We start from the raw sequence: 26,068 nt of genomic DNA, 5'->3' as shown, positions 1-26,068 counted from the left end.
CTATGAACTGGGACGACACGACCGACACCACTGCCGGCGAGCGGCTCGTGGACTCCGTCGCCGACGGTGAGGACCAGGCCGTCGAGGCAGCCCTGCGCCCCAAGGACCTGGACGAGTTCATCGGCCAGGAGAAGGTCCGAGAGCAGCTCGACCTCGTGCTGCGGGCCGCACGCGCGCGCGGGGCCACGGCCGACCACGTGCTGCTCTCCGGCGCCCCCGGCCTCGGCAAGACCACCCTGTCCATGATCATCGCGGCCGAGATGGGCGCCCCGATCCGCATCACCTCGGGCCCCGCCATCCAGCACGCCGGCGACCTCGCCGCGATCCTCTCCTCCCTCCAGGAGGGCGAGGTCCTCTTCCTCGACGAGATCCACCGCATGTCCCGGCCCGCCGAGGAGATGCTGTACATGGCCATGGAGGACTTCCGCGTCGACGTCATCGTCGGCAAGGGTCCCGGTGCCACGGCCATTCCCCTGGAGCTGCCCCCCTTCACCCTGGTCGGCGCCACCACCCGGGCCGGCCTGCTGCCGCCCCCGCTGCGCGACCGCTTCGGCTTCACCGCGCACATGGAGTTCTACGAACCGGCCGAACTGGAGCGGGTCATCCACCGCTCGGCCGGCCTCCTGGACGTCGAGGTCCAGCCCGAGGGCGCCGCCGAGATCGCCGGACGCTCCCGGGGCACGCCCCGTATCGCCAACCGCCTGCTGCGCCGCGTCCGAGACTACGCGCAGGTCAAGGCCGACGGGCTGATCACCAGGGACATCGCGGCGGCCGCCCTCGCGGTGTACGAGGTGGACGCGCGCGGCCTCGACCGCCTCGACCGAGGTGTGCTGGAGGCCCTGCTCAAGCTCTTCGGCGGCGGCCCGGTCGGCCTCTCCACGCTCGCCGTCGCGGTGGGGGAGGAACGTGAGACCGTGGAGGAGGTCGCCGAACCCTTCCTCGTACGGGAGGGGCTGCTGGCCCGCACCCCCCGCGGCCGGGTCGCCACGCCCGCCGCATGGGCGCATCTCGGCCTCACCCCGCCCCGCTCCCAGACCACCGGAAACGGACAACAGGACCTGTTCGGGGCGTGACGGCACCGTCACCGCTCCGGGGCGGCGCGCTCGCGGCGAGGTCACTGGCCGGACCAGGAACCCCGGTGCCATGCTGAGCGTTGTTCCATGCGCGCGGACTCGCTTAGACTCCGCCGATGCCGCCTTAGACGGCGGCGTACACACCCCCAACCATCTGGCCGCTCACAGCGCGGTCGTGTGAAGGAAGTACCGACCCGTGAGTCTCCTGACCCTCCTCCCGTTCATCGTGCTCATCGGGGCCATGTTCCTGATGACCCGGTCGGCAAAGAAGAAGCAGCAGCAGGCCGTGGACATGCGGAACCAAATGCAGCCCGGCAGCGGCATCCGCACCATCGGGGGCATGTACGCCACGGTCAAGGAGGTCAACGAGGACACCGTCCTCGTCGACGCCGGTCCCGGCGTCGAACTCCTCTTCGCCAAGAACGCCATCGGCGCCGTCCTCACGGACGACGAGTACAACCGCATCGTCCACGGCATCGAGCACGACCTGAAGTCCGACGCCGACATCGTCCCGGACGACGCCTCCTCCCTCACCGAGACCGGCGACTCCGCCGCCGACGCCCCCGCTGACGACAAGGCCGTCGACCTCGGCAAGAAGGACACGGCCGATGAGCCGGCCGACGAGGCGACCCCGGCGAAGACGGACGCAGAGTCGAAGAAGACCGACGGCGACTCCGAGGCGAAGTAGTCGTGTCCCGGGGTGCGCGGGTCCGCCCGCGCACCCCGGGACACGCCCAGCTCGCACGGAATCCCGACACCATGTCATGGCCGCCCGTCCCGCCGATCCGGAGCGAGGTGGCCCGAGAGGGAGTACGAGAAGGTGGCCACACCTAAAAAGGGCAGGAACGCGAGCGCCCAGAGCAAGCCGGGGCGCTCGCTGGCCCTGATCCTGATCGCCATCGCGGCGCTCACCGGTGGAATGTTCGCCTCGGGACACACGAAACCCCGCCTGGGCATCGACCTGGCCGGTGGCACGAGCATCACGCTCCGCGCGGTCCCCGAGGCCGGCAACGAGTCGGCGATCAACAAGACCAACATGGACACGGCCGTCTCCATCATGGAGCGGCGCGTCAATGGTCTGGGCGTCTCCGAGGCCGAGGTCCAGACGCAGGGCCGCGACAACATCGTCGTGAACATCCCCAAGGGGACCAACTCCGAGCAGGCCCGCAAGCAGGTCGGCACCACCGCCAAGCTCTACTTCCGCCCGGTCATCGCCACCGAGGTCTCCGGCGGCAAGGGCGCGGCCAGCCCCTCCCCGAGCCCCACCGGCAACCCCTCGGACCAGCCGTCCGGCAAGGCGTCCGACAAGCCCGAGGCCACCGACAAGAACTCCGCCTCCCCTTCCGCCACGCCCACCACCCAGGGCCGCGCGGTCACCGACGCGCTGAAGGCCGACGCCACGCCGTCCGCGAGTGCCTCGGACAAGCCCGGGAGCAGCCCCTCCCCGTCGGCGAGCGGCGGCACCGCCGAGGCCGACGCGAACGCACTGCAGGCGAAGTACGCCAAGCTCGACTGCACGGACGCCAAGATCCGCTCCACCGTGGGCGACGGCGTCAAGGCCTCCCAGCCCACCCTGGCCTGCGGCAAGAACTCGGGGGGCCAGTGGCAGAAGTACATCCTCGGCCCCGCCGAGGTCGACGGCACGGACGTCGACAAGGCCCAGGCCGTCCTGAACACCCAGACCGGTGCCGGCTGGACCGTCACCATGGACTTCACGGACGCCGGCGCCAAGAAGTTCGCGGACATCACCGGCAAGCTCGCGCAGAACCAGTCCCCGCAGAACCAGTTCGCGATCGTGCTGGACGGCGACGTCGTCTCCGACCCGTACGTCCGGCAGGCCCTGACCGGCGGCAACGCCGAGATCTCCGGCAACTTCAACCAGCAGTCCGCCCAGGACCTGTCCAACATGCTGAGCTACGGTGCGCTGCCGCTCACCTTCAAGGTGGACAGCATGACGACCGTGACCGCCGCGCTCGGCGGTGACCAGCTGCAGGCCGGTCTCATCGCCGGCGCGATCGGTCTCGCGCTGGTCGTCATCTACCTGCTGGCCTACTACCGCGGTCTGTCGTTCGTCGCGATCCTCTCGCTGCTGGTCTCCGCCGCCCTCACCTACACGCTCATGGCCCTGCTCGGCCCGGCCATCGGCTTCGCGCTGAACCTGCCCGCGGTGTGCGGTGCCATCGTCGCGATCGGCATCACGGCGGACTCGTTCATCGTCTACTTCGAACGCGTCCGCGACGAGATCCGCGAGGGCCGTACGCTGCGCCCCGCCGTCGAGCGGGCCTGGCCTCGCGCACGGCGCACCATCCTGGTCTCCGACTTCGTGTCGTTCCTCGCCGCCGCGGTGCTCTTCATCGTCACCGTCGGCAAGGTGCGCGGCTTCGCCTTCACGCTCGGCCTGACCACGCTGCTCGACGTGGTCGTCGTGTTCCTCTTCACCAAGCCGCTGCTGACGCTGCTGGCCCGTCGCACCTTCTTCGCGAGCGGCCACAAGTGGTCCGGCCTCGACCCGAAGAGCCTGGGTGCCCAGCCGCCGCTGCGCCGCACCCGCCGTCCCTCCGCCCCCGTCGACACGAAGGAGGCGTGAGATGTCGAAACTCGGCACCCTCGGCGCCCGGCTGCACCGTGGCGAGATCGGCTACGACTTCGTCAAGAACCGCAAGATCTGGTACGGCCTGTCGATCCTGATCACCATCACGGCCATCGTCGGCCTGGCGGTGCGCGGCCTGAACATGGGCATCGAGTTCCAGGGCGGTGCCGTCTTCACCACCCCGAAGAACATCAGCGCCTCGGTGTCCCAGGCAGAGGAGTACGCGGAGACGGCCTCCGGTCACGACGCGATCGTCCAGAAGCTCGGTGACGGCAGCCTGCGGATCCAGGTCGCGGGCATCGAGACGGACAAGGCCAACCAGATCAAGAACCAGCTCTCGGACGACCTCAAGGTCGACTCGGAGCAGATCAACGCCGAACTGGTCGGCCCCAGCTGGGGTGAGCAGATCGCCAACAAGGCCTGGCAGGGCCTCGGCATCTTCCTGTTCCTCGTGGTGATCTACCTCGCGATCGCGTTCGAGTGGCGCATGGCGCTGGCGGCGTTCGTCGCGCTGATCCACGACATCACCATCACTGTCGGCATCTACGCGCTGGTCGGCTTCGAGGTCACACCGGGCACCGTGATCGGTCTGCTGACCATTCTCGGTTACTCGCTCTACGACACGGTCGTGGTCTTCGACAGCCTCAAGGAGCAGACGAAGGACCTCACCAAGCAGACCCGCTGGACCTACAGCGACGTCGCCAACCGCTCGATCAACAGCACCCTGGTCCGCTCCATCAACACCACGGTGGTCGCGCTGCTGCCGGTCGCGGGCCTGCTGTTCATCGGTGGCGGTGTCCTCGGCGCCGGCATGCTGAACGACATCTCGCTGTCGCTGTTCGTCGGCCTCGCCGCCGGTGCGTACTCCTCGATCTTCATCGCCACGCCGCTCGTCGCCGACCTCAAGGAGCGCGAGCCGCAGATGAAGGCTCTGAAGAAGCGCGTCCTGGCCAAGCGGGCCAAGGGCGAGACCGAGGTCCAGGGCGAGCAGGAGGTGCTCGCCGACGAGCCCGAGGACGCCGCACCCGCGGTGGTCGGGCCGCGCAACCAGCCCGCCTCCCGCAGCCGTGGCCGCGGCCGCCCCTCGGGGAAGCGCCGATGACCGAGATCAGGGAGCTGCTCCTCAGCCGCATCAGGGACGTGGCGGACTACCCGGAACCGGGTGTGATGTTCAAGGACATCACCCCGCTCCTGGCGGACCCGGGGGCGTTCACCGCCCTGACCGACGCCCTCGCCGAGATCGCCGGGCGCGCCGGCGCCACCAAGGTCGTCGGCCTGGAGGCCCGTGGCTTCATCCTCGGTGCCCCGGTCGCCGTCCGCGCCGGCCTCGGCTTCATCCCCGTACGCAAGGCGGGCAAGCTCCCCGGAGCCACCCTCGCCCAGGCCTACGACCTGGAGTACGGCTCGGCGGAGATCGAGGTGCACGCCGAGGACCTCACCGCCGGGGACCGGGTGCTCATCGTCGACGACGTCCTCGCCACCGGCGGCACCGCCGAGGCCTCGGTCGAGCTCATCCGCCGGGCCGGCGCCGAGGTCGCGGGTCTCGCCGTCCTCATGGAGCTCGGCTTCCTGAGCGGCCGCGCCCGCCTGGAGCCCGCGCTGAACGGTGCCCCGCTGGAGGCGCTGCTCACGGTCTAGCGGCCGCCCACCCCTCCCGGTGGACATCGGCACGACACCGCAGAGGCGGGCCCGGAGGAATCCGGAGCCCGCCTCGTGCGTTGCCTGCGTTTCCCGGGTAGACGGTCCTCACAATGGCCTGAAGGCGATCCCGGGCCCCGGGATCGCTACCATGGGGGTCCGGAGCCTGACCGGGGGACCCGGATCGCGCACGAGGAGTCCTCTTGCCAGACGAGGCCCAGCACCTGACCGCCGCCAAGCCCGAGTCCGCCTCGGCAGCCGCGGCGAAGCCCGCGCCGAACGCGCCCCACGCGAAGAACGACACCCGCGGGCCGGTCGAGCACGCCCAGGCGGCGCCGGTCGACAAGCCCGCCGAGCAGTCACGGCCCAAGCCCACCCCGCCCGCGGTCCGTCAGGCGGCCGGCCAGCAGGCCCGTTCCGGCTCCTCCAACCGCGTCCGCGCCCGTCTGGCCCGGCTCGGTGTGCAGCGCGCGAACCCGTACAACCCCGTGCTGGAGCCGCTGCTGCGGATAGTGCGCGGCAACGACCCCAAGATCGAGACGGCCACGCTCCGCCAGATCGAGCGCGCCTACCAGGTCGCCGAGCGCTGGCACCGCGGTCAGAAGCGCAAGAGCGGCGACCCGTACATCACGCACCCGCTCGCCGTCACCACCATCCTCGCCGAGCTGGGCATGGATCCGGCCACGCTGATGGCCGGCCTGCTGCACGACACGGTCGAGGACACCGAGTACGGCCTGGACGACCTGCGCCGTGACTTCGGCGACGTCGTCACGCTGCTCGTCGACGGCGTCACCAAGCTGGACAAGGTCAAGTTCGGCGAGGCCGCGCAGGCCGAGACCGTGCGCAAGATGGTCGTCGCCATGGCCAAGGACCCGCGCGTCCTGGTCATCAAGCTCGCCGACCGCCTGCACAACATGCGCACCATGCGCTACCTCAAGCGTGAGAAGCAGGAGAAGAAGGCGCGCGAGACCCTCGAGATCTACGCGCCGCTCGCCCATCGCCTGGGCATGAACACCATCAAGTGGGAGCTGGAGGACCTCGCGTTCGCGATCCTCTACCCCAAGATGTACGACGAGATCGTCCGCCTGGTCGCCGAGCGCGCCCCCAAGCGCGACGAGTACCTCGCCATCGTCACCGACGAGGTCCAGCAGGACCTGCGGGCGGCCCGCATCAAGGCGACCGTCACCGGCCGCCCGAAGCACTACTACAGCGTCTACCAGAAGATGATCGTCCGCGGCCGGGACTTCGCGGAGATCTACGACCTGGTGGGCATCCGCGTCCTCGTGGAGACCGTCCGCGACTGCTACGCGGCACTCGGCACGGTGCACGCGCGATGGAACCCGGTCCCCGGCCGGTTCAAGGACTACATCGCGATGCCCAAGTTCAACATGTACCAGTCGCTGCACACGACGGTCATCGGCCCCGGCGGCAAGCCCGTCGAGCTGCAGATCCGCACCTTCGACATGCACCGCCGCGCCGAGTACGGCATCGCCGCGCACTGGAAGTACAAGCAGGAGGCCGTCGCCGGCGCGTCCAAGGTGCGCTCCGACGCCCCCAAGTCGTCCGGCAAGGGCAAGGACGACCACCTCAACGACATGGCCTGGCTGCGGCAGCTGCTGGACTGGCAGAAGGAGACGGAGGACCCGGGCGAGTTCCTGGAGTCGCTGCGCTTCGACCTCTCCCGCAACGAGGTCTTCGTCTTCACCCCCAAGGGCGACGTCATAGCGCTCCCCGCCGGCGCCACCCCCGTCGACTTCGCCTACGCGGTGCACACCGAGGTCGGGCACCGCACGATAGGCGCCCGCGTCAACGGCCGCCTGGTACCGCTGGAGTCCACCCTCGACAACGGCGACCTGGTGGAGGTCTTCACCTCCAAGGCGGCCGGCGCCGGCCCCTCCAGGGACTGGCTCGGCTTCGTCAAATCACCGCGCGCCCGCAACAAGATCCGGGCCTGGTTCTCCAAGGAACGCCGCGACGAGGCGATCGAGCAGGGCAAGGACGCCATCGTCCGCGCGATGCGCAAGCAGAACCTGCCGATCCAGCGCATCCTGACCGGCGACTCCCTGGTGACTCTCGCGCACGAGATGCGCTACGCCGACATCTCCGCGCTGTACGCGGCGATCGGCGAGGGCCATGTCTCCGCGCAGAACATCGTGCAGAAGCTGGTCCAGGCCCTCGGCGGCGAGGAGGCCGCCACCGAGGAGATCGACGAGTCGGTCCCGCCGGCCCGCGGCCGCAGCCGCAAGCGCCGCTCCAGCGCCGACCCGGGCGTCGTCGTCAAGGGCGTCGAGGACGTGTGGGTCAAGCTGGCCCGGTGCTGCACTCCCGTCCCGGGCGATCCCATCATCGGCTTCGTCACCCGCGGCAGCGGCGTATCGGTGCACCGCAGCGACTGCGTGAACGTCGACTCGCTGTCCCGCGAGCCCGAGCGCATCCTCGACGTCGAGTGGGCGCCCACCCAGTCCTCGGTCTTCCTGGTCGCCATCCAGGTCGAGGCCCTGGACCGCTCCCGGCTGCTCTCGGACGTCACGCGCGTGCTGTCCGACCAGCACGTCAACATCCTCTCCGCGGCCGTCCAGACCTCCCGCGACCGCGTCGCCACCTCCCGCTTCACCTTCGAGATGGGCGACCCGAAGCACCTCGGCCACGTGCTGAAGGCGGTCAGGGGCGTGGAGGGCGTCTACGACGTGTACCGGGTGACCTCGGCGCGCAGCAGGTCGTAACGGCCGCAGCGGCCACACCGAAGGGGGCTTCCGTACGCGTGTACGCAAGCCCCCTTCGCGTCGGGCGGGCAGGGGGTCGTAACGGCGCGCAGCAGCCACACGAAAGGGGGCTCCCGTACGACATGTACGGGAGCCCCCTTCGCGTCGGCTGCTCAGCCTCCGAACTCCTGCAGGCCCTTCTGCGCCTGGTCCAGCAGCGCCTGCCGGCCGTCGAGCTCACGCTGGAGCTTGTCGGCCTTGGCGTTGTTGCCCTGCGCGCGGGCCTGCTCGATCTGGCCCCGCAGCTTGTCCACGGCGGCCTGCAGCTGGCCGGTCAGACCCGCGGCACGCGCGCGTGCCTCCGGGTTCGTCCGGCGCCACTCGGCCTCCTCGGCCTCCTGGATGGCCCGCTCGACGGCGTGCATACGGCCCTCGACCTTGGGCCGGGCGTCGCGCGGCACGTGGCCGATGGCCTCCCAGCGCTCGTTCACGTTCCGGAAAGCGGCCCGGGCCGCCTTCAGGTCCGAGACGGGCAGGAGCTTCTCGGCCTCCTCGGCCAGCTCCTCCTTCAGCTTCAGGTTCTCCGCCTGCTCGGCGTCACGCTCCGCGAAGACCGAACTGCGAGCCGCGAAGAAGACGTCCTGGGCGCCGCGGAAGCGGTTCCACAGGTCGTCCTCGTGCTCGCGCTGAGCGCGGCCCGCGGCCTTCCACTCGGACATCAACTCGCGGTAGCGCGCCGCCGTCACGCCCCAGTCGGTCGAGTTCGACAGCGCCTCGGCCTCGGAGACCAGCCGCTCCTTGGTCTTGCGGGCCTCCTCGCGCTGCGCGTCCAGCTGCGCGAAGTGCTGCTTGCGCCGCTTGGAGAACGCCGACCGCGCGTGCGAGAACCGGTGCCACAGCTCGTCGTCGGACTTGCGGTCCAGGCGCGGCAGACCCTTCCAGGTGTCCACCAGGGCCCGCAGCCGCTCACCGGCCGACCGCCACTGATCGGACTGCGACAGCTCCTCCGCCTCGGCGACCAGCGCCTCCTTGGCGTGGCGGGCCTCGTCGGACTGCTTGGCCCGCTGCGCCTTGCGCTCCTCGCGGCGCGCCTCCACCAGCTCCACGAGCTTGTCCAGCCGGACCCGCAGGGCGTCCAGGTCGCCCACCACGTGGTGCGCGTCGACCTGCTCCCGGATGTGGTCGATGGCGGCCTGGGCGTCCTTCGCCGACAGGTCGGTGGTCTTCACTCGCTTCTCGAGGAGGCCGATCTCGACAACCAGGCCCTCGTACTTGCGCTCGAAATAGGCCAGCGCCTCCTCGGGGGAGCCCGCCTGCCAGGAACCGACGACCTGCTCGCCGTCGGCCGTACGCACGTACACGGTCCCCGTCTCGTCGACGCGGCCCCACGGGTCGCTGCTCACAGCGCCTCCTCCACATGATGCCTGCGGGGGGCCTCAGCTCCCCCGGGCATCGTCCACAGTTTCGTCACGGCCAACATAGGCGACCGGCGGGGGGCCTGTCCGCATCCCGCGCGACCGAAATTTCGCAGTTGGGGGTCAGGATTCCGTGATCGTGGCCTTGTTGATCACGACCGTCGCGTTGGGCGCCGTATTGCCCGTCTGAGGGTCGGGAGCCTGCGCCCCGGCGTCCGCGATTTTCTTCAGGACCTTCATGCCCGCCTCGGACACCGTGCCGAACGGTGTGTAGTCGGGCGGCAGCTGACTGTCCTGGTAGACCAGGAAGAACTGGCTGCCGCCGCTGTTGCGGCCCTGCTTCGTCTGCGCGTTGTACTGGTTCGCCATCGCGACCGTGCCCGCCGGGTACATCCCGCCCTTGAGGCTCTTGTCCTTGAGGTTCTCGTCCGGGATGGTGTAGCCCGGTCCGCCCATGCCGGTGCCCTGCGGGTCACCGCACTGCAGGACGTAGATGCCCTGGTCCGTGAGCCGGTGGCACTTGCTGTGGTCCAGGTAGCCCTTGCCGAGCAGGAAGTTGAACGAGTTCACGGTGTGCGGCGCCGCCGACGCCTTCAGCGCGACGTCTATTTCACCGCAGGTGGTGTCCAGCTTCATCGTGTACTTCGCCGACTTGTCGATGGTCATCGCCGGTTCCTTCTTCCAGGTCTCCGACTTGACCTTGCCCGGGGCCGGCTTCTCGCACGGGTCCGGGGCCTTGCTGGGGGTGGCGCTGGGGGTGACTTCCGCGCCCGCGTTCTCCTTCTTGCCGTCGTCCTCGAACGGCTTGGTCAGGAAGACCGTCACCGAGAGGACCACGATCACGCCGAGAACCGAGGCGATCACGGAGTTGCGGATACGGGCCTTGCGTCGCGCGTCCGTGCGTCGCTGCTGCTGCCGCAAGAACTTCTCCCGGGCGAGCTGACGCCGCCGCTGTTCCTGGCTGACCACCGGGTTCTCTCCTCATGGGTCTCGAACGTCGACCGGTACGCCTGCGTCCTGTGTGCCGAGCGCGTGCGTGTGCCCCGTACCGTATATGGGTTCGCTGAGGAATCGGCAGCGCCGGTAGGCTCTGTGAGCAGCCGTAGCCGCCCGTATCGACACAACGAAGGACGATCGTGCTCATTGCCGGGTTCCCCGCCGGGGCCTGGGGGACGAACTGCTACCTCGTCGCCCCCGCCGCCGGTGAGGAGTGCGTGATCATCGACCCCGGCCATCAGGCCGCCGACGGCGTCGAGGAAGCGATCAGGAAGCATCGCCTCAAGCCCGTGGCCGTCGTCCTCACCCACGGCCACATCGACCACGTCGCCTCGGTCGTCCCGGTGTGCGGCGCGCACGACGTGCCGGCCTGGATCCATCCCGACGACCGGTACATGATGAGCGACCCCGAGAAGGGGATCGGCCGTTCCATCGGGATGCCACTGCTGGGCGAGCTGACCGTGGGAGAGCCGGACGACGTCAAAGAGCTGACCGACGGGGCGAAGCTGGAGCTGGCGGGCCTGGAGCTGTCCGTCGCGCACGCCCCCGGCCATACCAAGGGGTCGGTGACCTTCGGCATGCCCGAGGCGGCGGACATCCCGCCGATCCTCTTCTCGGGCGACCTGCTGTTCGCCGGCTCCATCGGACGCACCGACCTGCCCGGCGGTGACATGGCCGAGATGCTCGACTCGCTGGCCCGCGTGTGCCTGCCGCTCGACGACTCGACCGTGGTGCTGTCCGGCCACGGCCCCCAGACGACCATCGGCCAGGAGCGCTCCACCAACCCGTATCTGCGGCAGGTGGCGGCCGGCCAGGGAGCTCAGCCCGCTCCCCGACGAGGAATGTGACGAGAGACGTCCTGTGAGCACCTTCAAGGCCCCCAAGGGCACGTACGACCTGATCCCGCCGGACTCCGCGAAGTACCTGGCGGTGCGCGAGGCGATCGCCGCGCCGCTGCGCAACTCCGGATACGGCTACATCGAGACGCCGGGCTTCGAGAACGTCGAGCTGTTCGCGCGCGGGGTCGGTGAGTCCACCGACATCGTGACCAAGGAGATGTACGCCTTCGAGACCAAGGGCGGCGACAAGCTCGCCCTGCGCCCCGAGGGCACCGCCTCCGTCCTGCGCGCCGCGCTGGAGGCCAACCTGCACAAGGCGGGCAACCTCCCCGTCAAGCTCTGGTACTCGGGCTCGTACTACCGCTACGAGCGCCCCCAGAAGGGCCGCTACCGCCACTTCTCCCAGGTCGGTGCCGAGGCGATCGGCGCGGAGGACCCGGCGCTGGACGCCGAGCTGATCATCCTGGCCGACCAGGCGTACCGCTCGCTGGGCCTGAGCAACTTCCGGATCCTGCTCAACAGCCTGGGCGACCAGGAGTGCCGCCCGGTGTACCGGTCGGCGCTGCAGGAGTTCCTGCGGGGGCTGGACCTCGACGAGGACACCCTGCGCCGCGCGGAGATCAACCCGCTGCGCGTCCTGGACGACAAGCGCGAGTCGGTCCAGAAGCAGCTGGGCGACGCGCCGCTGCTGCGCGACTACCTGTGTGATGCGTGCAAGACGTACCACGAGGAGGTCCGTGAGCTGATCACGGCGGCGGGCGTCTCCTTCGAGGACGACCCGAAGCTGGTCCGCGGCCTGGACTACTACACCCGCACCACCTTCGAGTTCGTCCACGACGGCCTCGGCTCACAGTCCGCGGTGGGCGGCGGCGGCCGCTACGACGGCCTCTCCGAGATGATCGGCGGCCCCGCGCTGCCGTCCGTCGGCTGGGCCCTCGGCGTCGACCGCACGGTCCTCGCCCTGGAGGCGGAAGGAGTCGAGCTCGAACTCCCCGCCACCACCAGCGTGTTCGCCGTCCCGCTCGGCGAGGAGGCCCGCCGGGTCCTCTTCGCGAAGGTCACGGAACTGCGCAAGAACGGCATCGCGGCGGACTTCTCCTACGGCGGCAAGGGCCTCAAGGGCGCGATGAAGAACGCCAACCGCAGCGGCGCCCGCTACACGGTCGTCGCCGGCGAACGCGACCTCGCCGAGGGCGTCGTCCAGCTCAAGGACATGGAGTCCGGCGAGCAGACGGCGGTGGGCGTGAACGAGATCGTGGCGGAACTGGAAGCGCGGCTCGGCTGAGTGCCGCAGAGGGGGCGCCGGGGTCTCCCGGCGTTCCCTCACTGCTCCGTCAACTCCGTGGGTGCCGATTAGTCCTGCCGGAGGTTCGTACCCCTGTGCTGTCATGCGACGGGCGTCGGCCGGAACACTGCCCTCGGGGGCGACCGGGCGGGCATCCTTATGTCCACTGAACGGTGGACACGGGCACCTGTGCGGCACAATGGGCCCTGCCCGAAGATGTTCAGGTCTCAAGTGACGGATCGGCGTGATGAGCAAGACGACAGTTGAGGACGTCTCCGTGGAGCCAGAGCCGCAGCGCGCCGAGATCGCGCCCCGCGCGGAGGGCGGCAGCCGGGCCCTCGCCCTGCTACTGATCATCACCGGCGCCGCCGGACTGCTCGCCGCCTGGGTCATCACGATCGACAAGTTCAAGATCCTCGAGGCCAAGGTCGCGGGCAAGTCGTACACGCCCGGCTGCAGCCTCAACCCCGTGGTCTCCTGCGGCAGCGTCATGGAGAGCAAGCAGGCTGCGGTCTTCGGCTTCCCGAACCCGATGCTCGGTCTCGTCTGCTACGGGATCGTCATCGGCGTCGGCATGGCGCTGCTCGCCCGCGCCCGCTTCCCGCGCTGGTACTGGCTCACCTTCAACGCCGGGTGCCTCTTCGGCGTGAGCTTCTGCGCCTGGCTGATGTTCCAGTCCCTGTACCGGATCAACGCGCTGTGCCTGTGGTGCAGCCTGGCCTGGGTCGCCACGATCCTGATGTTCTGGTACGTCACGTCGTTCAACATCCGCAAGGGCTTCCTGCCTGCCCCGAGCTGGCTCAAGAGCTTCTTCGGCGAGTTCACGTGGGTCATGCCGGTGCTGCACATCGGCATCATCGGCATGCTGGTCCTGACCCGCTGGTGGGACTTCTGGCTCAGCTGAGCCCGCGGTTCCGGGGCCCGGCCGGACTGTCAGTGCCGTGATTTAGGGTTTCTGACGTGGAGCCCGACCTGTTCACCGCCGCAGCCGAAGAACGCCAGGAGAAGGAGCCGTCCAGCAGCCCCCTGGCAGTGCGGATGCGCCCGCGCACCCTCGACGAAGTCGTGGGCCAGCAGCACCTGCTGAAGCCGGGCTCACCCCTGCGCAGGCTGGTGGGGGAGGCCTCGGGCCCCGCCGGGCCCTCCTCGGTGCTCCTCTGGGGCCCGCCCGGCACCGGCAAGACCACCCTGGCCTACGTCGTCTCCAAGGCGACCGACGCCCGCTTCGTGGAGCTGTCCGCGATCACCGCCGGCGTCAAGGAGGTCCGCGCGGTCATCGACGGCGCCCGCCGCGCCTCCGGCGGCTACGGCAAGGAGACGGTCCTCTTCCTCGACGAGATCCACCGCTTCAGCAAGGCCCAGCAGGACTCCCTGCTCCCGGCCGTCGAGAACCGGTGGGTGACGCTCATCGCGGCGACCACGGAGAACCCGTACTTCTCGGTCATCTCGCCCCTGCTGTCCCGCTCCCTGCTGCTCACCCTCGAACCGCTCACGGACGACGACATCAGGAGCCTCATCCGCCGCGCCCTCACCGACGAGCGGGGCCTGGGGGGCGCCGTCACCCTCCCCGAGGAGACCGAGAGCCACCTCCTGCGCATCGCCGGCGGTGACGCCCGCCGCGCCCTGACCGCCCTGGAGGCCGCCGCCGGAGCCGCCCTCGACAAAGGCGAGGCGGAGATCGGCCTGACCACGCTGGAGGAGACGGTCGACCGGGCCGCCGTGAAGTACGACCGCGACGGTGACCAGCACTACGACGTGGCCAGCGCCCTGATCAAGTCCATCCGCGGCTCCGACGTCGACGCGGCCCTGCACTACCTGGCCCGCATGATCGAGGCCGGCGAGGACCCCCGCTTCATCGCCCGGCGCCTGATGATCTCCGCCAGCGAGGACATCGGCCTGGCCGACCCGACCGCCCTGCAGACAGCGGTCGCCGCCGCCCAGGCCGTCGCCATGATCGGCTTCCCCGAGGCCGCCCTCACCCTCAGCCACGCCACCATCGCCCTCGCGCTGGCGCCCAAGTCCAACGCCGCGACCACCGCGATCGGCGCCGCCCTGGAGGACGTCCGCAAGGGCCACGCCGGCCCCGTGCCCGCCCACCTGCGCGACAGCCACTACAAGGGCGCGACCAAGCTCGGCCACGGCCAGGGCTACGTCTACCCGCACGACCTGCCCGAGGGCATCGCCGCCCAGCAGTACGCCCCGGACGAGCTGAAGAACCGCGAGTACTACGAGCCGACCCGGCACGGCGCGGAGGCCCGCTACGCGGACGCGGTGGAGTGGACCCGGAAGAACCTCGGTCGAAAGCGGTCCTGAGCACCCTGTAAACTCGTCCGGAGTGCCGCGTCCCGTGCAGTCAGAACAGGACAGTCGGCCGGAGCCCCGATCCTCCGGGATCGGCTCCAGGAGCGTCGCGCACCGTCGAACGGTGTCGCGGGCAGCCCACCACCACCCGTCGCAGGACGGGAGCGGCCGGTGGGCCACTCGCGTGCTGCACGTATGTGCCCAGACCAGGGGAGCGGCTGCCCACCCGGGCCCGACAGGGTTCCAGGCGGGTTTCCCCGGCTGCGGATGCGACCTCCCACAACCCTGACAAGCCGATACGACGAAAGCGAAAACAGTGGCGAACCAGTCCCGCCCCAAGGTCAAGAAGTCGCGTGCCCTCGGCATCGCGCTGACCCCGAAGGCCGTCAAGTACTTCGAGGCCCGCCCCTACCCGCCGGGTGAGCACGGCCGCGGCCGCAAGCAGAACTCGGACTACAAGGTCCGTCTGCTCGAGAAGCAGCGTCTGCGCGCGCAGTACGACGTGTCCGAGCGCCAGCTCGTCCGCGCCTACGAGCGTGCCTCCAAGGTCCAGGGCAAGACCGGTGAGGCCCTGATCATCGAGCTCGAGCGCCGTCTCGACGCCCTGGTCCTGCGTTCGGGCATCGCCCGCACGATCTACCAGGCCCGCCAGATGGTCGTCCACGGCCACATCGCGGTCAACGGCAAGAAGGTCGACAAGCCCTCCTTCCGTGTCCGTCCGGACGACGTCGTGCAGGTTCGCGAGCGCTCCAAGGAGAAGACCCTCTTCACGATCGCTCGTGAGGGTGGCTTCGCCCCCGACGGTGAGACCCCGCGCTACCTCCAGGTGAACCTCAAGGGCCTGGCGTTCCGCCTGGACCGCGAGCCGAACCGCAAGGAGATCCCGGTGATCTGCGACGAGCAGCTCGTCGTCGAGTACTACGCCCGCTGATCCACAGCAGGCACGCGGTACCTCAGCCCGCCGTCTCCCCGCCCCTCCGGGCGGGCGAGGCGGCGGGCTTTCGCGATCACTCCTGTGCCGGAGGCCGATCCTGTGCGAGCTTTCGCGATCGACGTGGCGCCGGGGGGTAATCCGGTACGGAGCGCCACCCCCGGCGCGATAGGCTCGTCGCACGACTTTTTCGATGTTCAGGCACGTTTCAGGGAGCGGGTGCACACAGTGTCCGGTGGAGAGGTTGCCGGAATCCTGGTGGCCGTCTTCTGGGCGATCCTGGTCTCCTTCCTCGCCGTCGCGCTGGCGAGGGTGGCCCAGACGCTCAAGGCGACCACCAAGCTCGTGGCGGACGTGACCGACCAGGCCGTCCCGCTGCTGGCCGACGCCTCCGCGGCGGTGCGCTCCGCGCAGACCCAGATCGACCGGGTCGACTCGATCGCCTCCGACGTCCAGGAGGTCACGTCGAACGCCTCCGCGCTGTCGACGACCGTCGCCTCCACCTTCGGGGGCCCCCTGGTCAAGGTCGCGGCCTTCGGCTACGGCGTGCGCCGGGCCCTCGGCGGCGGCAAGGAGGACGTGCCCGCCAAGGCGTCCAGGCGTACCGTGATCGTGGGCCGCACGGTCACCCGGCGCAGCGCCCGAGACAAGAGGGACTGAGAGCCAGCGATGTTCCGCCGTACCTTCTGGTTCACCACGGGCGTCGCCGCCGGTGTGTGGGCCACCACCAAGGTCAATCGCAAGCTGAAGCAGCTGACCCCCGAGAGCCTTGCCAGAACCGCCGGGAACAAGGCGCTCGAGGCCGGTCACCGCATCAAGGACCGCGCGGTGGGCTTCGCGCTCGACGTCCGGGACAACATGGCCGTGCGAGAGGCCGAGTTGGGTGACGCCCTCGGGATCAACGAGAATCCCGAACTCCCGGCACCCCGGCGGCACATCGCCATCGAGAACCGCAACAACCCCAAGTACGTCGATGGTTCGAAGCACCAGACGTACCAGACGTACCCGTACAACCGGAATGAGGACCACTGATGGAGTCGGCTGAGATTCGCCGCCGCTGGTTGAGCTTCTTCGAGGAGCGCGGTCACACCGTCGTCCCTTCGGCGTCGCTCATCGCGGACGACCCGACTCTGCTCCTCGTCCCGGCCGGCATGGTGCCCTTCAAGCCCTACTTCCTGGGTGAGGTCAAGCCGCCCTTCGCCCGCGCCACCAGCGTCCAGAAGTGCGTGCGCACGCCGGACATCGAAGAGGTCGGCAAGACCACCCGGCACGGCACGTTCTTCCAGATGTGCGGCAACTTCTCCTTCGGCGACTACTTCAAGGAAGGCGCCATCAAGCACGCCTGGGAGCTGCTCACCAGCCCCCAGGACAAGGGCGGTTACGGCCTCGACCCCGAGCGCCTGTGGATCACCGTCTACAAGGACGACGACGAGGCCGAGCGCATCTGGCACGAGGTCGTCGGCGTGCCGAAGGAGCGCATCCAGCGCCTCGGCATGAAGGACAACTACTGGTCCATGGGCGTCCCCGGCCCCTGCGGCCCCTGCTCCGAGATCAACTACGACCGCGGCCCCGAGTTCGGCGCCGAGGGCGGCCCCGCCGTCAACGACGAGCGGTACGTGGAGATCTGGAACCTCGTCTTCATGCAGTACGAGCGGGGTGAGGGCATCGGCAAGGACAACTTCGAGATCCTCGGCGACCTGCCCAGCAAGAACATCGACACCGGCCTCGGCCTCGAGCGCCTCGCCATGATTCTGCAGGGCGTGCAGAACATGTACGAGATCGACACCTCGATGGCCGTCATCGACAAGGCCACCGAGCTGACCGGCGTCCGCTACGGCGACGCCCACGACTCGGACGTGTCCCTGCGCGTGGTCACCGACCACATGCGCACCTCCGTGATGCTCATCGGCGACGGCGTCACCCCCGGCAACGAGGGCCGCGGCTACGTGCTGCGCCGCATCATGCGCCGCGCCATCCGCAACATGCGCCTCCTCGGCGCCACCGGCCCGGTCGTCAAGGACCTCATCGACACCGTGATCGGCATGATGGGCCAGCAGTACCCCGAGCTCATCACCGACCGCGAGCGCATCGAGAAGGTCGCCCTCGCCGAGGAGAACGCCTTCCTCAAGACGCTGAAGGCCGGCACCAACATCCTCGACACGGCCGTCACCGACACCAAGGCCGCCGGCTCCACCGTCCTGCCCGGCGACAAGGCCTTCCTGCTCCACGACACCTGGGGCTTCCCGATCGACCTCACCCTGGAGATGGCCGCCGAGCAGGGCCTCTCCGTGGACGAGGACGGCTTCCGCCGTCTGATGAAGGAGCAGCGGGAGCGCGCCAAGGCCGACGCCCAGGCCAAGAAGACCGGGCACGCCGGTGCCGGCGCCTACCGCGAGATCGCCGACCAGGCGGGTGCCACCGACTTCATCGGCTACACCGACACCGAGAGCGAGTCCACGATCGTCGGCATCCTCGTCGACGGTGCCTCCTCCCCGGCCGCCACCGAGGGCGACGAGGTCGAGATCGTCCTCGACCGCACCCCGTTCTACGCCGAGGGTGGCGGTCAGATCGGCGACACCGGCAAGATCAAGGTCGACACCGGTGCCGTCATCGAGGTCCGCGACTGCCAGAAGCCGGTCCCGGGGGTCTACGTCCACAAGGGCGTCGTCCAGGTCGGCGAGGTGACCGTCGGCGCCAAGGCCCACGCCTCGATCGACGACCGCCGCCGCAAGGCCATCGCCCGCGCCCACTCGGCCACGCACCTGACGCACCAGGCCCTGCGTGACGCCCTCGGCCCGACGGCCGCCCAGGCCGGTTCCGAGAACCAGCCCGGCCGCTTCCGCTTCGACTTCGGCTCCCCGTCCGCCGTTCCGACGGCCGTGATGACCGACGTCGAGCAGAAGATCAACGAGGTGCTCGCCCGCGACCTCGACGTCCGTGCCGACGTCATGGGCATCGACGAGGCCAAGAAGCAGGGCGCCATCGCCGAGTTCGGTGAGAAGTACGGCGAGCGCGTGCGCGTGGTGACCATCGGCGACTTCTCCAAGGAGCTGTGCGGCGGTACCCACGTCCACAACACCGCCCAGCTGGGCCTGGTGAAGCTGCTCGGCGAGTCCTCCATCGGCTCGGGTGTCCGCCGGATCGAGGCCCTGGTCGGCGTGGACGCCTACAACTTCCTCGCCCGGGAGCACACGGTCGTCGCCCAGCTCCAGGAGCTGATCAAGGGCCGTCCGGAGGAGCTCCCGGAGAAGGTCTCCGCCATGCTCGGCAAGCTGAAGGACGCCGAGAAGGAGATCGAGAAGTTCCGCGCCGAGAAGGTCCTCCAGGCCGCCGCCGGTCTCGCCGAGTCCGCCAAGGACGTCCGTGGCGTTGCTGTCGTGACCGGTCAGGTTCCGGACGGCACGACCGCCGACGATCTCCGCAAGCTGGTTCTCGACGTGCGCGGACGCATCCAGGGCGGACGGGCCGCCGTGGTGGCCCTGTTCACGGTGGCGAACGGCAAGCCGCTCACGGTCATCGCCACCAACGAGGCCGCCCGTGAGCGCGGTCTGAAGGCCGGGGAACTGGTCCGTACGGCCGCCAAGACCCTCGGTGGCGGCGGTGGCGGCAAGCCGGACGTCGCCCAGGGCGGCGGCCAGAACCCGGCCGCCATCGGTGACGCCGTGGACGCCGTCGAGCGCCTGGTCGCCGAGACGGCCAAGTAAGAGACGGGTCGGAAGTATGCGCAGAGGACGTCGACTCGCGATCGACGTCGGGGACGCCCGCATCGGGGTCGCCTCGTGCGACCCCGACGGGATCCTCGCCACCCCGGTGGAGACGGTCCCGGGGCGTGACATCCCCGCAGCTCAGCGGCGGTTGCAGCAACTCGTCGAGGAGTACGAGCCCTTGGAGGTCGTGGTCGGGCTCCCCCGCTCCCTCAAGGGGGGCGAGGGCCCGGCCGCGGTCAAGGTCCGGGGCTTCACCCAGGAACTGGCCCAAATGATCTCACCGGTTCCGGTGAGACTCGTCGACGAACGCATGACGACAGTGACGGCCAGTCAGGGACTGCGCGCCTCCGGCGTGAAATCCAAGAAGGGCCGGTCCGTCATCGACCAGGCCGCGGCCGTGATCATCCTGCAACAGGCCCTCGAATCCGAACGGATGTCAGGTAAAGCACCCGGCGAAGGCGTCGAAGTGGTCATCTGATCGCGATACGGTAACGTTCCGCGCGATGCGACGGCATTCGAACAGCCGCCGCACAGCAAGAGGCGGGACGGGAGCCGAGCCGGGCATCGCGCGACCGCCGCCTCGCGGCTCTAGGGGATCGATGACTGAGTATGGCCGGGGCCAAGGCTCCGAACCGTGGCATCCGGAGGACCCGTTGTACGGGGACGGCGGATGGGAGGGACAGCAGGCCCATCAGGGTCAGCAGTCCCCCTACGGCGGCCAGCCGCAGCACTATCCAGAGCAGCCGCAGCAGTCGCAGTACGGCGACTGGGGCACCGGTGAGCAGGCCGGATACGGTCAGGCGCAGCAGCAGTCCCCGTACGACCAGCAGTACGTGGCGCAGGCCCACGGGCACGAGCAGTACCCCGGCCAGCAGTACCCCGGCCAGCAGGACCACGGACATCAGCAGGCTCAGGGCTACCACCAGCAGCAGTACGACACCGGCGGCTGGGCCGACGATCCCCACCAGCAGGTCTCGTACTCCGGCGACCCCCAGGATCCGTACGGGCACCAGGCCGGTGCGTACGGCGGGGGCCAGCAGGACTACTACGGCACGCCTGAGGCGTATCCACCCCCGGAGCCGCCCGGCCGGCGTGAGGCAGAGCCCGCCCGGCAGCCCGCTCAGGAACCGGCCACCGACTGGGACCCCGGGCCCGACCAGGGCGAACACGCCTTCTTCGCGGGCGGCGACGACGATGACGACGGCGAGGAGCCGGAGGGTCGTCGCAGTCGCGACGACAAGCGCGGACGCGGCGGCGGGAAACCGAAGAAGAAGAGCCGCAACGGCATGGCCTGCCTGCTGGTCGCCGTGATCCTCGGCGGCGGCCTGGCGGGCGCCGGGTACTTCGGCTACCGGTTCTACCAGGATCGTTTCGGTGACGCCCCGGACTACGCGGGTGGGGGCAACGGGCAGCAGGTGACGGTCGAGATCCCCGAGGGCGCCCTCGGATACAAGATCGGCCAGGTGCTGAAGGACGCGGGGGTCGTCAAGAGCGTCGACGCGTTCGTCGCGGCCCAGCAGAGCAACCCCGAGGGCAAGAGCATCCAGGACGGCGTGTACACGCTGCAGAAGCAAATGTCGGCCGCGGATGCGGTCGATCTGATGCTCAGCCCCAAGAGCCGCGACAACCTGATCATCGCGGAAGGCAAGCGCAACGCCGACATCTACCGGCTCATCGACAAGCGTCTCAAGGTCAAGGAAGGCACCACCGCCGCGGTCGCCGAGAAGGACTACAAAAAGCTGGGCCTGCCCGCCTGGGCGCTGAATCACCCGAACGTCAAGGATCCGCTGGAAGGATTCCTCTATCCGTCCAGCTACGGCGTCAGCAAGGGGCAGAAGCCGGAGGCCGTGCTCAAGCAGATGGTGGCTCGTGCCACCGCCACGTACGAGAAGGCCGGCGTCGAGAAGAAGGCCGAGAGCCTCGGACTCGAGAACCCGTGGCAGCTGATCACCGTCGCGAGCCTCGTCCAGGCCGAAGGCAAGACGCACGACGACTTCCGGAAGATGGCCGAGGTGGTCTACAACCGCCTCAAGCCCACCAACACGGAGACCAACCAGCTCCTCCAGTTCGACTCGACCTTCAACTACCTGAAGAACGAGAGCAATATTCACATCAGCGAGTCCGAGATCAACAGCAACAAGGACCCGTACAACACGTACACCAACAAGGGCCTGCCGCCGGGTCCGATCGACAACCCAGGGGACGTCGCGTTGCGGGCGGCCCTGAATCCGACGAAGGACGGCTGGATCTACTTCGTGGCGACCGACGGTGTGCACAAAACCGAGTTCGCCAAGGACTACGCGCAGTTCAAGAAGCTCAAGAGGAAGTTCGATGCCAGCACAGGCAACTGACGCCCGCCGTGCGGGAGTGCTCGGCAGCCCCATCGCCCACTCCCTCTCCCCGGTGCTGCACCGCGCGGCGTATGCGGAACTGGGGCTGACCGGCTGGTCCTACGACCGGTTCGAGATCGACGAGGCGAAGCTGCCCGGCTTCCTCGAGACACTCGGCCCCGAGTGGGCCGGGCTGTCGCTGACCATGCCGCTGAAGCGGGCCGTCATTCCGCTGCTGGACGAGGTCAGCGAGACCGCCGCGTCGGTGGAGGCGGTCAACACCGTCGTGTTCACCGAGGACGGCCGCCGTATCGGCGACAACACAGACATCCCCGGAATCGTCGCGGCGCTGCGCGAACACGGCATCGAGCAGGTCGACTCCGCCGCCGTCCTCGGCGCCGGCGCCACCGCCTCCTCCGCGCTGGCCGCGCTGTCCCGGATCTGCCCGGGCGAGATCGCCGTGTACGTGCGCAGCGAGGCCCGGGCCGCCGAGATGCGGCAGTGGGCCGAGCGGCTCGACGTCGCCGTCCACATCGCCGACTGGGCGGACGCCGAGCAGGCCCTGCGCGCCCCGCTGGTGATCAGCACCACGCCGACCGGAGCCACCGACGCCCTCGCCCGGTCCGTACCGGAACGCCCGGCGGCCCTCTTCGACGTCCTCTACGACCCCTGGCCGACCGACCTCGCCGCCCGCTGGTCGGCGTACGGCGGTGCCGTCGTCAGCGGTCTCGACCTGCTGGTGCACCAGGCCGTGCTCCAGGTCGAGCAGATGACGGGGCTGGCCCCGGCGCCCCTGGACGCCATGCGAAAAGCGGGCGAGCAGGCTCTCGCCGACCGATAAGATCCGCTCTCGGTTCCGCAGGGGGCGGAACAGGGGAGGGGAACGTCCGTCATGTCCGCAGGCCTGCCTCAGGCGTCCGTCAAGTCCCAGATATTCGAGTCCCTGCTGGGATTCCTGCCCGACTGGGTGCAGATCACGGTGCTCGCCCTGATCGTGCTCGCCGTCGTGGCGTCCTGGGTCGTCAAGATCAAGCGCAAGATCGCCTACCGGCGCGCTCTCCGCAACGGGCAGCCGATCCATGCGGCGGCCCAGTACGGGCAGGGGCGCGGTGCGGACTACCTGGGGCAGTACGCGCCGCAGCAGGCAGGGCCGGCCCAGCAGCAGGGCAGCGGCGCAGACCACCTGGGGGCCTACGCCCCGCAACAGGCGCAGCCCGCGCAGCAGCCGAGCGGTGCCGACTTCCTCGGCGCGTACGCGCCGCAGCAGCGTCAGGGCGAGGGTCCGTCCGCGAACGCGTCCGCTTGATGGACCGGCCGCCGGGAAGGGGGCCCCGGCGTGGGAGGATCGGAGATGGTGGACCGGGCCGCGCACCCGGTCACGCCGTCGCCGTACGCGACGAGGCGCGTACGCAGGGCAGTACCAGAGCGCGAGCACTGAGGAGCACCGTTGAGCAGGTTGCGCTGGCTGACCGCGGGGGAGTCCCACGGTCCCGCACTCGTGGCGACGCTGGAGGGTCTTCCCGCCGGTGTGCCGATCACCACGGACATGGTGGCGGACCATCTCGCGAGGCGGCGCCTGGGCTATGGGCGCGGTGCCCGGATGAAGTTCGAGCGCGACGAGGTCACCTTCCTCGGCGGCGTCCGGCACGGCCTCACCCTCGGCTCCCCGGTCGCGATCATGGTGGGCAACACCGAGTGGCCCAAGTGGGAACAGGTCATGGCCGCCGACCCGGTCGACCCGGAGATCCTCGACGGGCTCGCCCGCAACGCCCCGCTGACCCGCCCGCGCCCCGGCCACGCCGACCTCGCGGGCATGCAGAAGTACGGCTTCGACGAGGCCCGGCCGATCCTGGAGCGCGCGTCCGCGCGTGAGACGGCCGCACGCGTGGCGCTGGGCGCGGTGGCCCGCTCGTACCTGAAGGAGACGACCGGCGTCGAGATCGTCAGCCACGTCGTGGAGCTGGCGGCGGCCAAGGCGCCGAAGGGCGTCTACCCGACCCCGGCCGATGTCGAGAAGCTGGACGCGGACCCCGTGCGCTGCCTGGACGCCGACGCGTCGAAGGCGATGGTCGCGGAGATCGACCAGGCCCACAAGGACGGCGACACCCTCGGCGGTGTGGTCGAGATCCTGGCGTACGGCGTGCCCGTGGGTCTTGGTTCGCATGTGCACTGGGACCGCAAGCTGGACGCCCGGCTCGCCGGTGCCCTGATGGGCATCCAGGCGATCAAGGGCGTCGAGATCGGCGACGGCTTCGACCTGGCCCGGATCCCCGGTTCCAAGGCACACGACGAGATCGTGAAGACCGACGAGGGCATCCGGCGCACCACCGGCCGCTCCGGCGGCACCGAGGGCGGTCTGACCACCGGTGAGCTGCTGCGGGTGCGCGCCGCGATGAAGCCGATCGCGACCGTGCCGCGTGCCCTGCAGACCGTGGACGTCACGACGGGTGAGGCGGCGCAGGCCCACCACCAGCGTTCCGACGTGTCCGCGGTCCCGGCCGCGGGCATCGTCGCCGAGGCCATGGTGGCCCTGGTGCTCGCGGACGCGGTCGCGGAGAAGTTCGGCGGCGACTCGGTGGCCGAGACCCGGCGCAACGTCACGTCGTACCTCGACAACCTCGCCATCCGATGAGCGGCCCGCTGGTCGTCCTGGTCGGCCCGATGGGTGTGGGCAAGTCCACCGTCGGGCAGCTGCTCGCCGCACGCCTCGACGTCTCCTACCGGGACACCGACGACGACATCGCCGCCGAGCAGGGCCGGACCGTCGCCGAGATCTTCGTCGACGAGGGCGAGCCCGCCTTCCGCACCATCGAGAAGGCGGCCGTGCACCGGGCGCTCGCCGAGCACGACGGCGTCCTGGCCCTGGGCGGCGGAGCGATCCTCGATGCCGACACGCGCGCGCTGCTCGCCGCGCAGCGGGTGGCGTACCTGTCGATGGACGTCGAGGAGGCGGTCAAGCGCACCGGCCTCAACGCGGCCCGTCCGCTGCTCGCGGTCAACCCGCGCAAGCAGTGGCGCGAGCTGATGGAGGCCCGCCGCCACCTGTACGAAGAGGTCGCCACGGCCGTGGTCGCCACCGACGGCCGGACGCCCGAAGAGGTCACCGAAGCCGCCCTGGACGCACTGGAGTTGAAGGAAGCATGAGCGAGGCAGTCACCCGGATCCAGGTCGGCGGCACGGCGGGCACCGACCCGTACGAGGTCCTGGTGGGCCGGCAGCTGCTGGGTGAACTCGGCGGGCTGGTCGGCGAGAAGGCCCAGCGGGTCGCGATCCTCCACCCCGAGGCACTGGCCGAGACCGGTGACGCGCTGCGCGCCGACCTGGCCGAGCAGGGCTACGAGGCCATCGCCATCCAGGTGCCCAACGCGGAGGAGGCCAAGACCGCCGAGGTCGCCGCCTACTGCTGGAAGGCGCTCGGCCAGTCCGGGTTCACGCGCACCGACGTCATCGTCGGCGTCGGCGGTGGTGCGACCACCGATCTGGCCGGGTTCGTCGCGGCCACCTGGCTGCGCGGCGTGCGCTGGATCGCGATCCCCACCACCGTGCTCGCCATGGTGGACGCGGCCGTCGGCGGCAAGACCGGCATCAACACCGCCGAGGGCAAGAACCTCGTCGGCGCCTTCCATCCGCCCGCCGGTGTCCTCTGCGACCTGTCCGCGCTGGACTCCCTGCCGGTCAACGACTACGTCTCCGGCCTCGCCGAGGTCATCAAGGCCGGGTTCATCGCCGACCCGGTGATCCTGGACCTCATCGAGTCCGACACCGAGGCGGCCCGCACCCCGGCCGGCCCGCACACCGCCGAGCTCATCGAGCGCTCCATCCGGGTCAAGGCCGACGTCGTGTCGTCGGACCTGAAGGAGTCGGGCCTGCGCGAGATCCTCAACTACGGGCACACGCTCGGCCACGCCATCGAGAAGAACGAGCGCTACAAGTGGCGCCACGGCGCGGCGGTCTCCGTCGGCATGCACTTCGCGGCGGAACTGGGGCGCCTGGCGGGCCGGCTGGACGACGCGACGGCCGACCGCCACCGCACGATCCTCGAAGCGGTCGGACTGCCCCTGCACTACCGGCACGACCAGTGGCCCAAGCTGCTGGAGACCATGAAGGTCGACAAGAAGTCCCGCGGCAACCTGCTGCGCTTCATCGTCCTCGACGGTCTGGCCAAGCCCACCGTCCTGGAGGGACCCGACCCGGCCGTGCTGCTCGCCGCGTACGGCGAAGTCGGGCAGTAAGTCCTCCGGCGCGCCTTCCGCCCGAATTC

23 protein-coding genes are annotated in these 26,068 nt (G+C 69.8%); 21 read left to right on the top strand and 2 right to left on the bottom strand.

Annotated elements, in window-relative coordinates:
- Positions 1-2 precede the first annotated feature (2 nt).
- The 6 genes from ruvB to relA all read left to right on the top strand — a co-directional run bounded on the left by ruvB (position 3) and on the right by relA (position 8,024).
- The gene (gene ruvB, locus AB0B29_RS17745; RefSeq protein WP_362240281.1) at positions 3-1,073 is read left to right on the top strand and encodes a Holliday junction branch migration DNA helicase RuvB; all 1,071 of its coding nucleotides are present in this window, start codon (positions 3-5) and stop codon (positions 1,071-1,073) included.
- 196 nt (positions 1,074-1,269) lie between these two features.
- Positions 1,270-1,761, top strand: a complete 492-nt coding sequence (yajC, locus tag AB0B29_RS17740; RefSeq protein ID WP_362240278.1) for a preprotein translocase subunit YajC — start codon at positions 1,270-1,272, stop codon at positions 1,759-1,761.
- Positions 1,762-1,893: 132 nt separating this feature from the next.
- Entirely contained in the window at positions 1,894-3,660 is a 1,767-nt protein-coding gene (gene secD, locus AB0B29_RS17735; protein WP_362240275.1) for a protein translocase subunit SecD, read from the top strand.
- A 1-nt stretch (position 3,661) separates the two neighbouring features.
- Positions 3,662-4,765 (top strand): protein translocase subunit SecF, encoded by a 1,104-nt coding sequence (secF, locus tag AB0B29_RS17730; protein WP_362240272.1) that lies wholly within the window; start codon positions 3,662-3,664, stop codon positions 4,763-4,765.
- Positions 4,762-5,301, top strand: a complete 540-nt coding sequence (locus tag AB0B29_RS17725) for an adenine phosphoribosyltransferase (protein ID WP_362240269.1) — start codon at positions 4,762-4,764, stop codon at positions 5,299-5,301. Before secF ends, AB0B29_RS17725 begins: the two co-directional genes overlap by 4 nt.
- Positions 5,302-5,504: 203 nt before the next feature.
- A complete protein-coding gene (gene relA, locus AB0B29_RS17720) occupies positions 5,505-8,024 on the top strand; it encodes a GTP pyrophosphokinase (RefSeq protein WP_362240267.1) in 2,520 nt (839 codons plus the stop codon).
- A gap of 152 nt (positions 8,025-8,176) precedes the next feature.
- Here the strand turns inward: relA and AB0B29_RS17715 are convergent, their stop codons facing one another.
- Both AB0B29_RS17715 and AB0B29_RS17710 read right to left on the bottom strand, forming a co-directional pair.
- Positions 8,177-9,406 (bottom strand): DUF349 domain-containing protein, encoded by a 1,230-nt coding sequence (locus AB0B29_RS17715; protein WP_362240264.1) that lies wholly within the window; start codon positions 9,404-9,406, stop codon positions 8,177-8,179.
- Positions 9,407-9,541: 135 nt separating this feature from the next.
- A complete protein-coding gene (locus AB0B29_RS17710) occupies positions 9,542-10,387 on the bottom strand; it encodes a peptidylprolyl isomerase (protein WP_362240261.1) in 846 nt (281 codons plus the stop codon).
- A gap of 167 nt (positions 10,388-10,554) precedes the next feature.
- Between AB0B29_RS17710 and AB0B29_RS17705 the strand changes: the two genes are divergently transcribed.
- From AB0B29_RS17705 to aroB, 15 genes are all read left to right on the top strand, one after another.
- Positions 10,555-11,262, top strand: coding sequence for an MBL fold metallo-hydrolase (locus AB0B29_RS17705; RefSeq protein ID WP_362240259.1), 708 nt, complete (start codon positions 10,555-10,557; stop codon positions 11,260-11,262).
- 13 nt (positions 11,263-11,275) lie between these two features.
- Positions 11,276-12,538 (top strand): histidine--tRNA ligase, encoded by a 1,263-nt coding sequence (gene hisS / locus AB0B29_RS17700; RefSeq protein ID WP_362240257.1) that lies wholly within the window; start codon positions 11,276-11,278, stop codon positions 12,536-12,538.
- Positions 12,539-12,785: 247 nt separating this feature from the next.
- Positions 12,786-13,442: a vitamin K epoxide reductase family protein gene (locus tag AB0B29_RS17695; RefSeq protein WP_362240254.1), complete on the top strand. Its 657-nt coding sequence runs from the start codon at positions 12,786-12,788 to the stop codon at positions 13,440-13,442.
- A gap of 56 nt (positions 13,443-13,498) precedes the next feature.
- A complete protein-coding gene (locus AB0B29_RS17690; protein WP_362240251.1) occupies positions 13,499-14,851 on the top strand; it encodes a replication-associated recombination protein A in 1,353 nt (450 codons plus the stop codon).
- A 304-nt stretch (positions 14,852-15,155) separates the two neighbouring features.
- Entirely contained in the window at positions 15,156-15,770 is a 615-nt protein-coding gene (gene rpsD, locus AB0B29_RS17685; RefSeq protein WP_031104240.1) for a 30S ribosomal protein S4, read from the top strand.
- A 219-nt stretch (positions 15,771-15,989) separates the two neighbouring features.
- Positions 15,990-16,430 carry a DUF948 domain-containing protein gene (locus AB0B29_RS17680; RefSeq protein WP_351636677.1) on the top strand — a complete coding sequence of 147 codons (441 nt, stop codon included), beginning with the start codon at positions 15,990-15,992 and terminating at the stop codon, positions 16,428-16,430.
- A 9-nt stretch (positions 16,431-16,439) separates the two neighbouring features.
- Complete coding sequence (locus AB0B29_RS17675) at positions 16,440-16,802, top strand: hypothetical protein (RefSeq protein ID WP_362240247.1); 363 nt, start codon at positions 16,440-16,442, stop codon at positions 16,800-16,802.
- Positions 16,802-19,474 carry an alanine--tRNA ligase gene (gene alaS / locus AB0B29_RS17670; protein ID WP_362240244.1) on the top strand — a complete coding sequence of 891 codons (2,673 nt, stop codon included), beginning with the start codon at positions 16,802-16,804 and terminating at the stop codon, positions 19,472-19,474. Before AB0B29_RS17675 ends, alaS begins: the two co-directional genes overlap by 1 nt.
- Positions 19,475-19,490: 16 nt before the next feature.
- Positions 19,491-19,955 carry a Holliday junction resolvase RuvX gene (gene ruvX / locus AB0B29_RS17665; RefSeq protein ID WP_362240241.1) on the top strand — a complete coding sequence of 155 codons (465 nt, stop codon included), beginning with the start codon at positions 19,491-19,493 and terminating at the stop codon, positions 19,953-19,955.
- A 121-nt stretch (positions 19,956-20,076) separates the two neighbouring features.
- On the top strand, positions 20,077-21,828 hold the full coding sequence (gene mltG, locus AB0B29_RS17660; RefSeq protein ID WP_362240239.1) for an endolytic transglycosylase MltG: 1,752 nt from the start codon (positions 20,077-20,079) through the stop codon (positions 21,826-21,828).
- Positions 21,809-22,648 (top strand): shikimate dehydrogenase, encoded by an 840-nt coding sequence (locus AB0B29_RS17655; protein ID WP_362240236.1) that lies wholly within the window; start codon positions 21,809-21,811, stop codon positions 22,646-22,648. The genes mltG and AB0B29_RS17655 overlap by 20 nt, the downstream gene beginning before the upstream one ends.
- A 51-nt stretch (positions 22,649-22,699) precedes the next feature.
- Positions 22,700-23,113 carry a hypothetical protein gene (locus AB0B29_RS17650; RefSeq protein ID WP_362240233.1) on the top strand — a complete coding sequence of 138 codons (414 nt, stop codon included), beginning with the start codon at positions 22,700-22,702 and terminating at the stop codon, positions 23,111-23,113.
- A 141-nt stretch (positions 23,114-23,254) separates the two neighbouring features.
- Positions 23,255-24,439, top strand: a complete 1,185-nt coding sequence (aroC, locus tag AB0B29_RS17645) for a chorismate synthase (RefSeq protein WP_362240230.1) — start codon at positions 23,255-23,257, stop codon at positions 24,437-24,439.
- Entirely contained in the window at positions 24,436-24,951 is a 516-nt protein-coding gene (locus AB0B29_RS17640) for a shikimate kinase (RefSeq protein WP_362240227.1), read from the top strand. The genes aroC and AB0B29_RS17640 overlap by 4 nt, the downstream gene beginning before the upstream one ends.
- Positions 24,948-26,039 (top strand): 3-dehydroquinate synthase, encoded by a 1,092-nt coding sequence (gene aroB / locus AB0B29_RS17635; protein WP_362240225.1) that lies wholly within the window; start codon positions 24,948-24,950, stop codon positions 26,037-26,039. The genes AB0B29_RS17640 and aroB overlap by 4 nt, the downstream gene beginning before the upstream one ends.
- Positions 26,040-26,068 lie beyond the last annotated feature (29 nt).

Source organism: Streptomyces tibetensis (genome assembly GCF_040647715.1).
Taxonomy (GTDB): domain Bacteria; phylum Actinomycetota; class Actinomycetes; order Streptomycetales; family Streptomycetaceae; genus Streptomyces; species Streptomyces tibetensis_A.
Note: the sequence above shows the minus strand (reverse complement) of the source record. Positions and strands in the feature narration are given on the sequence as shown.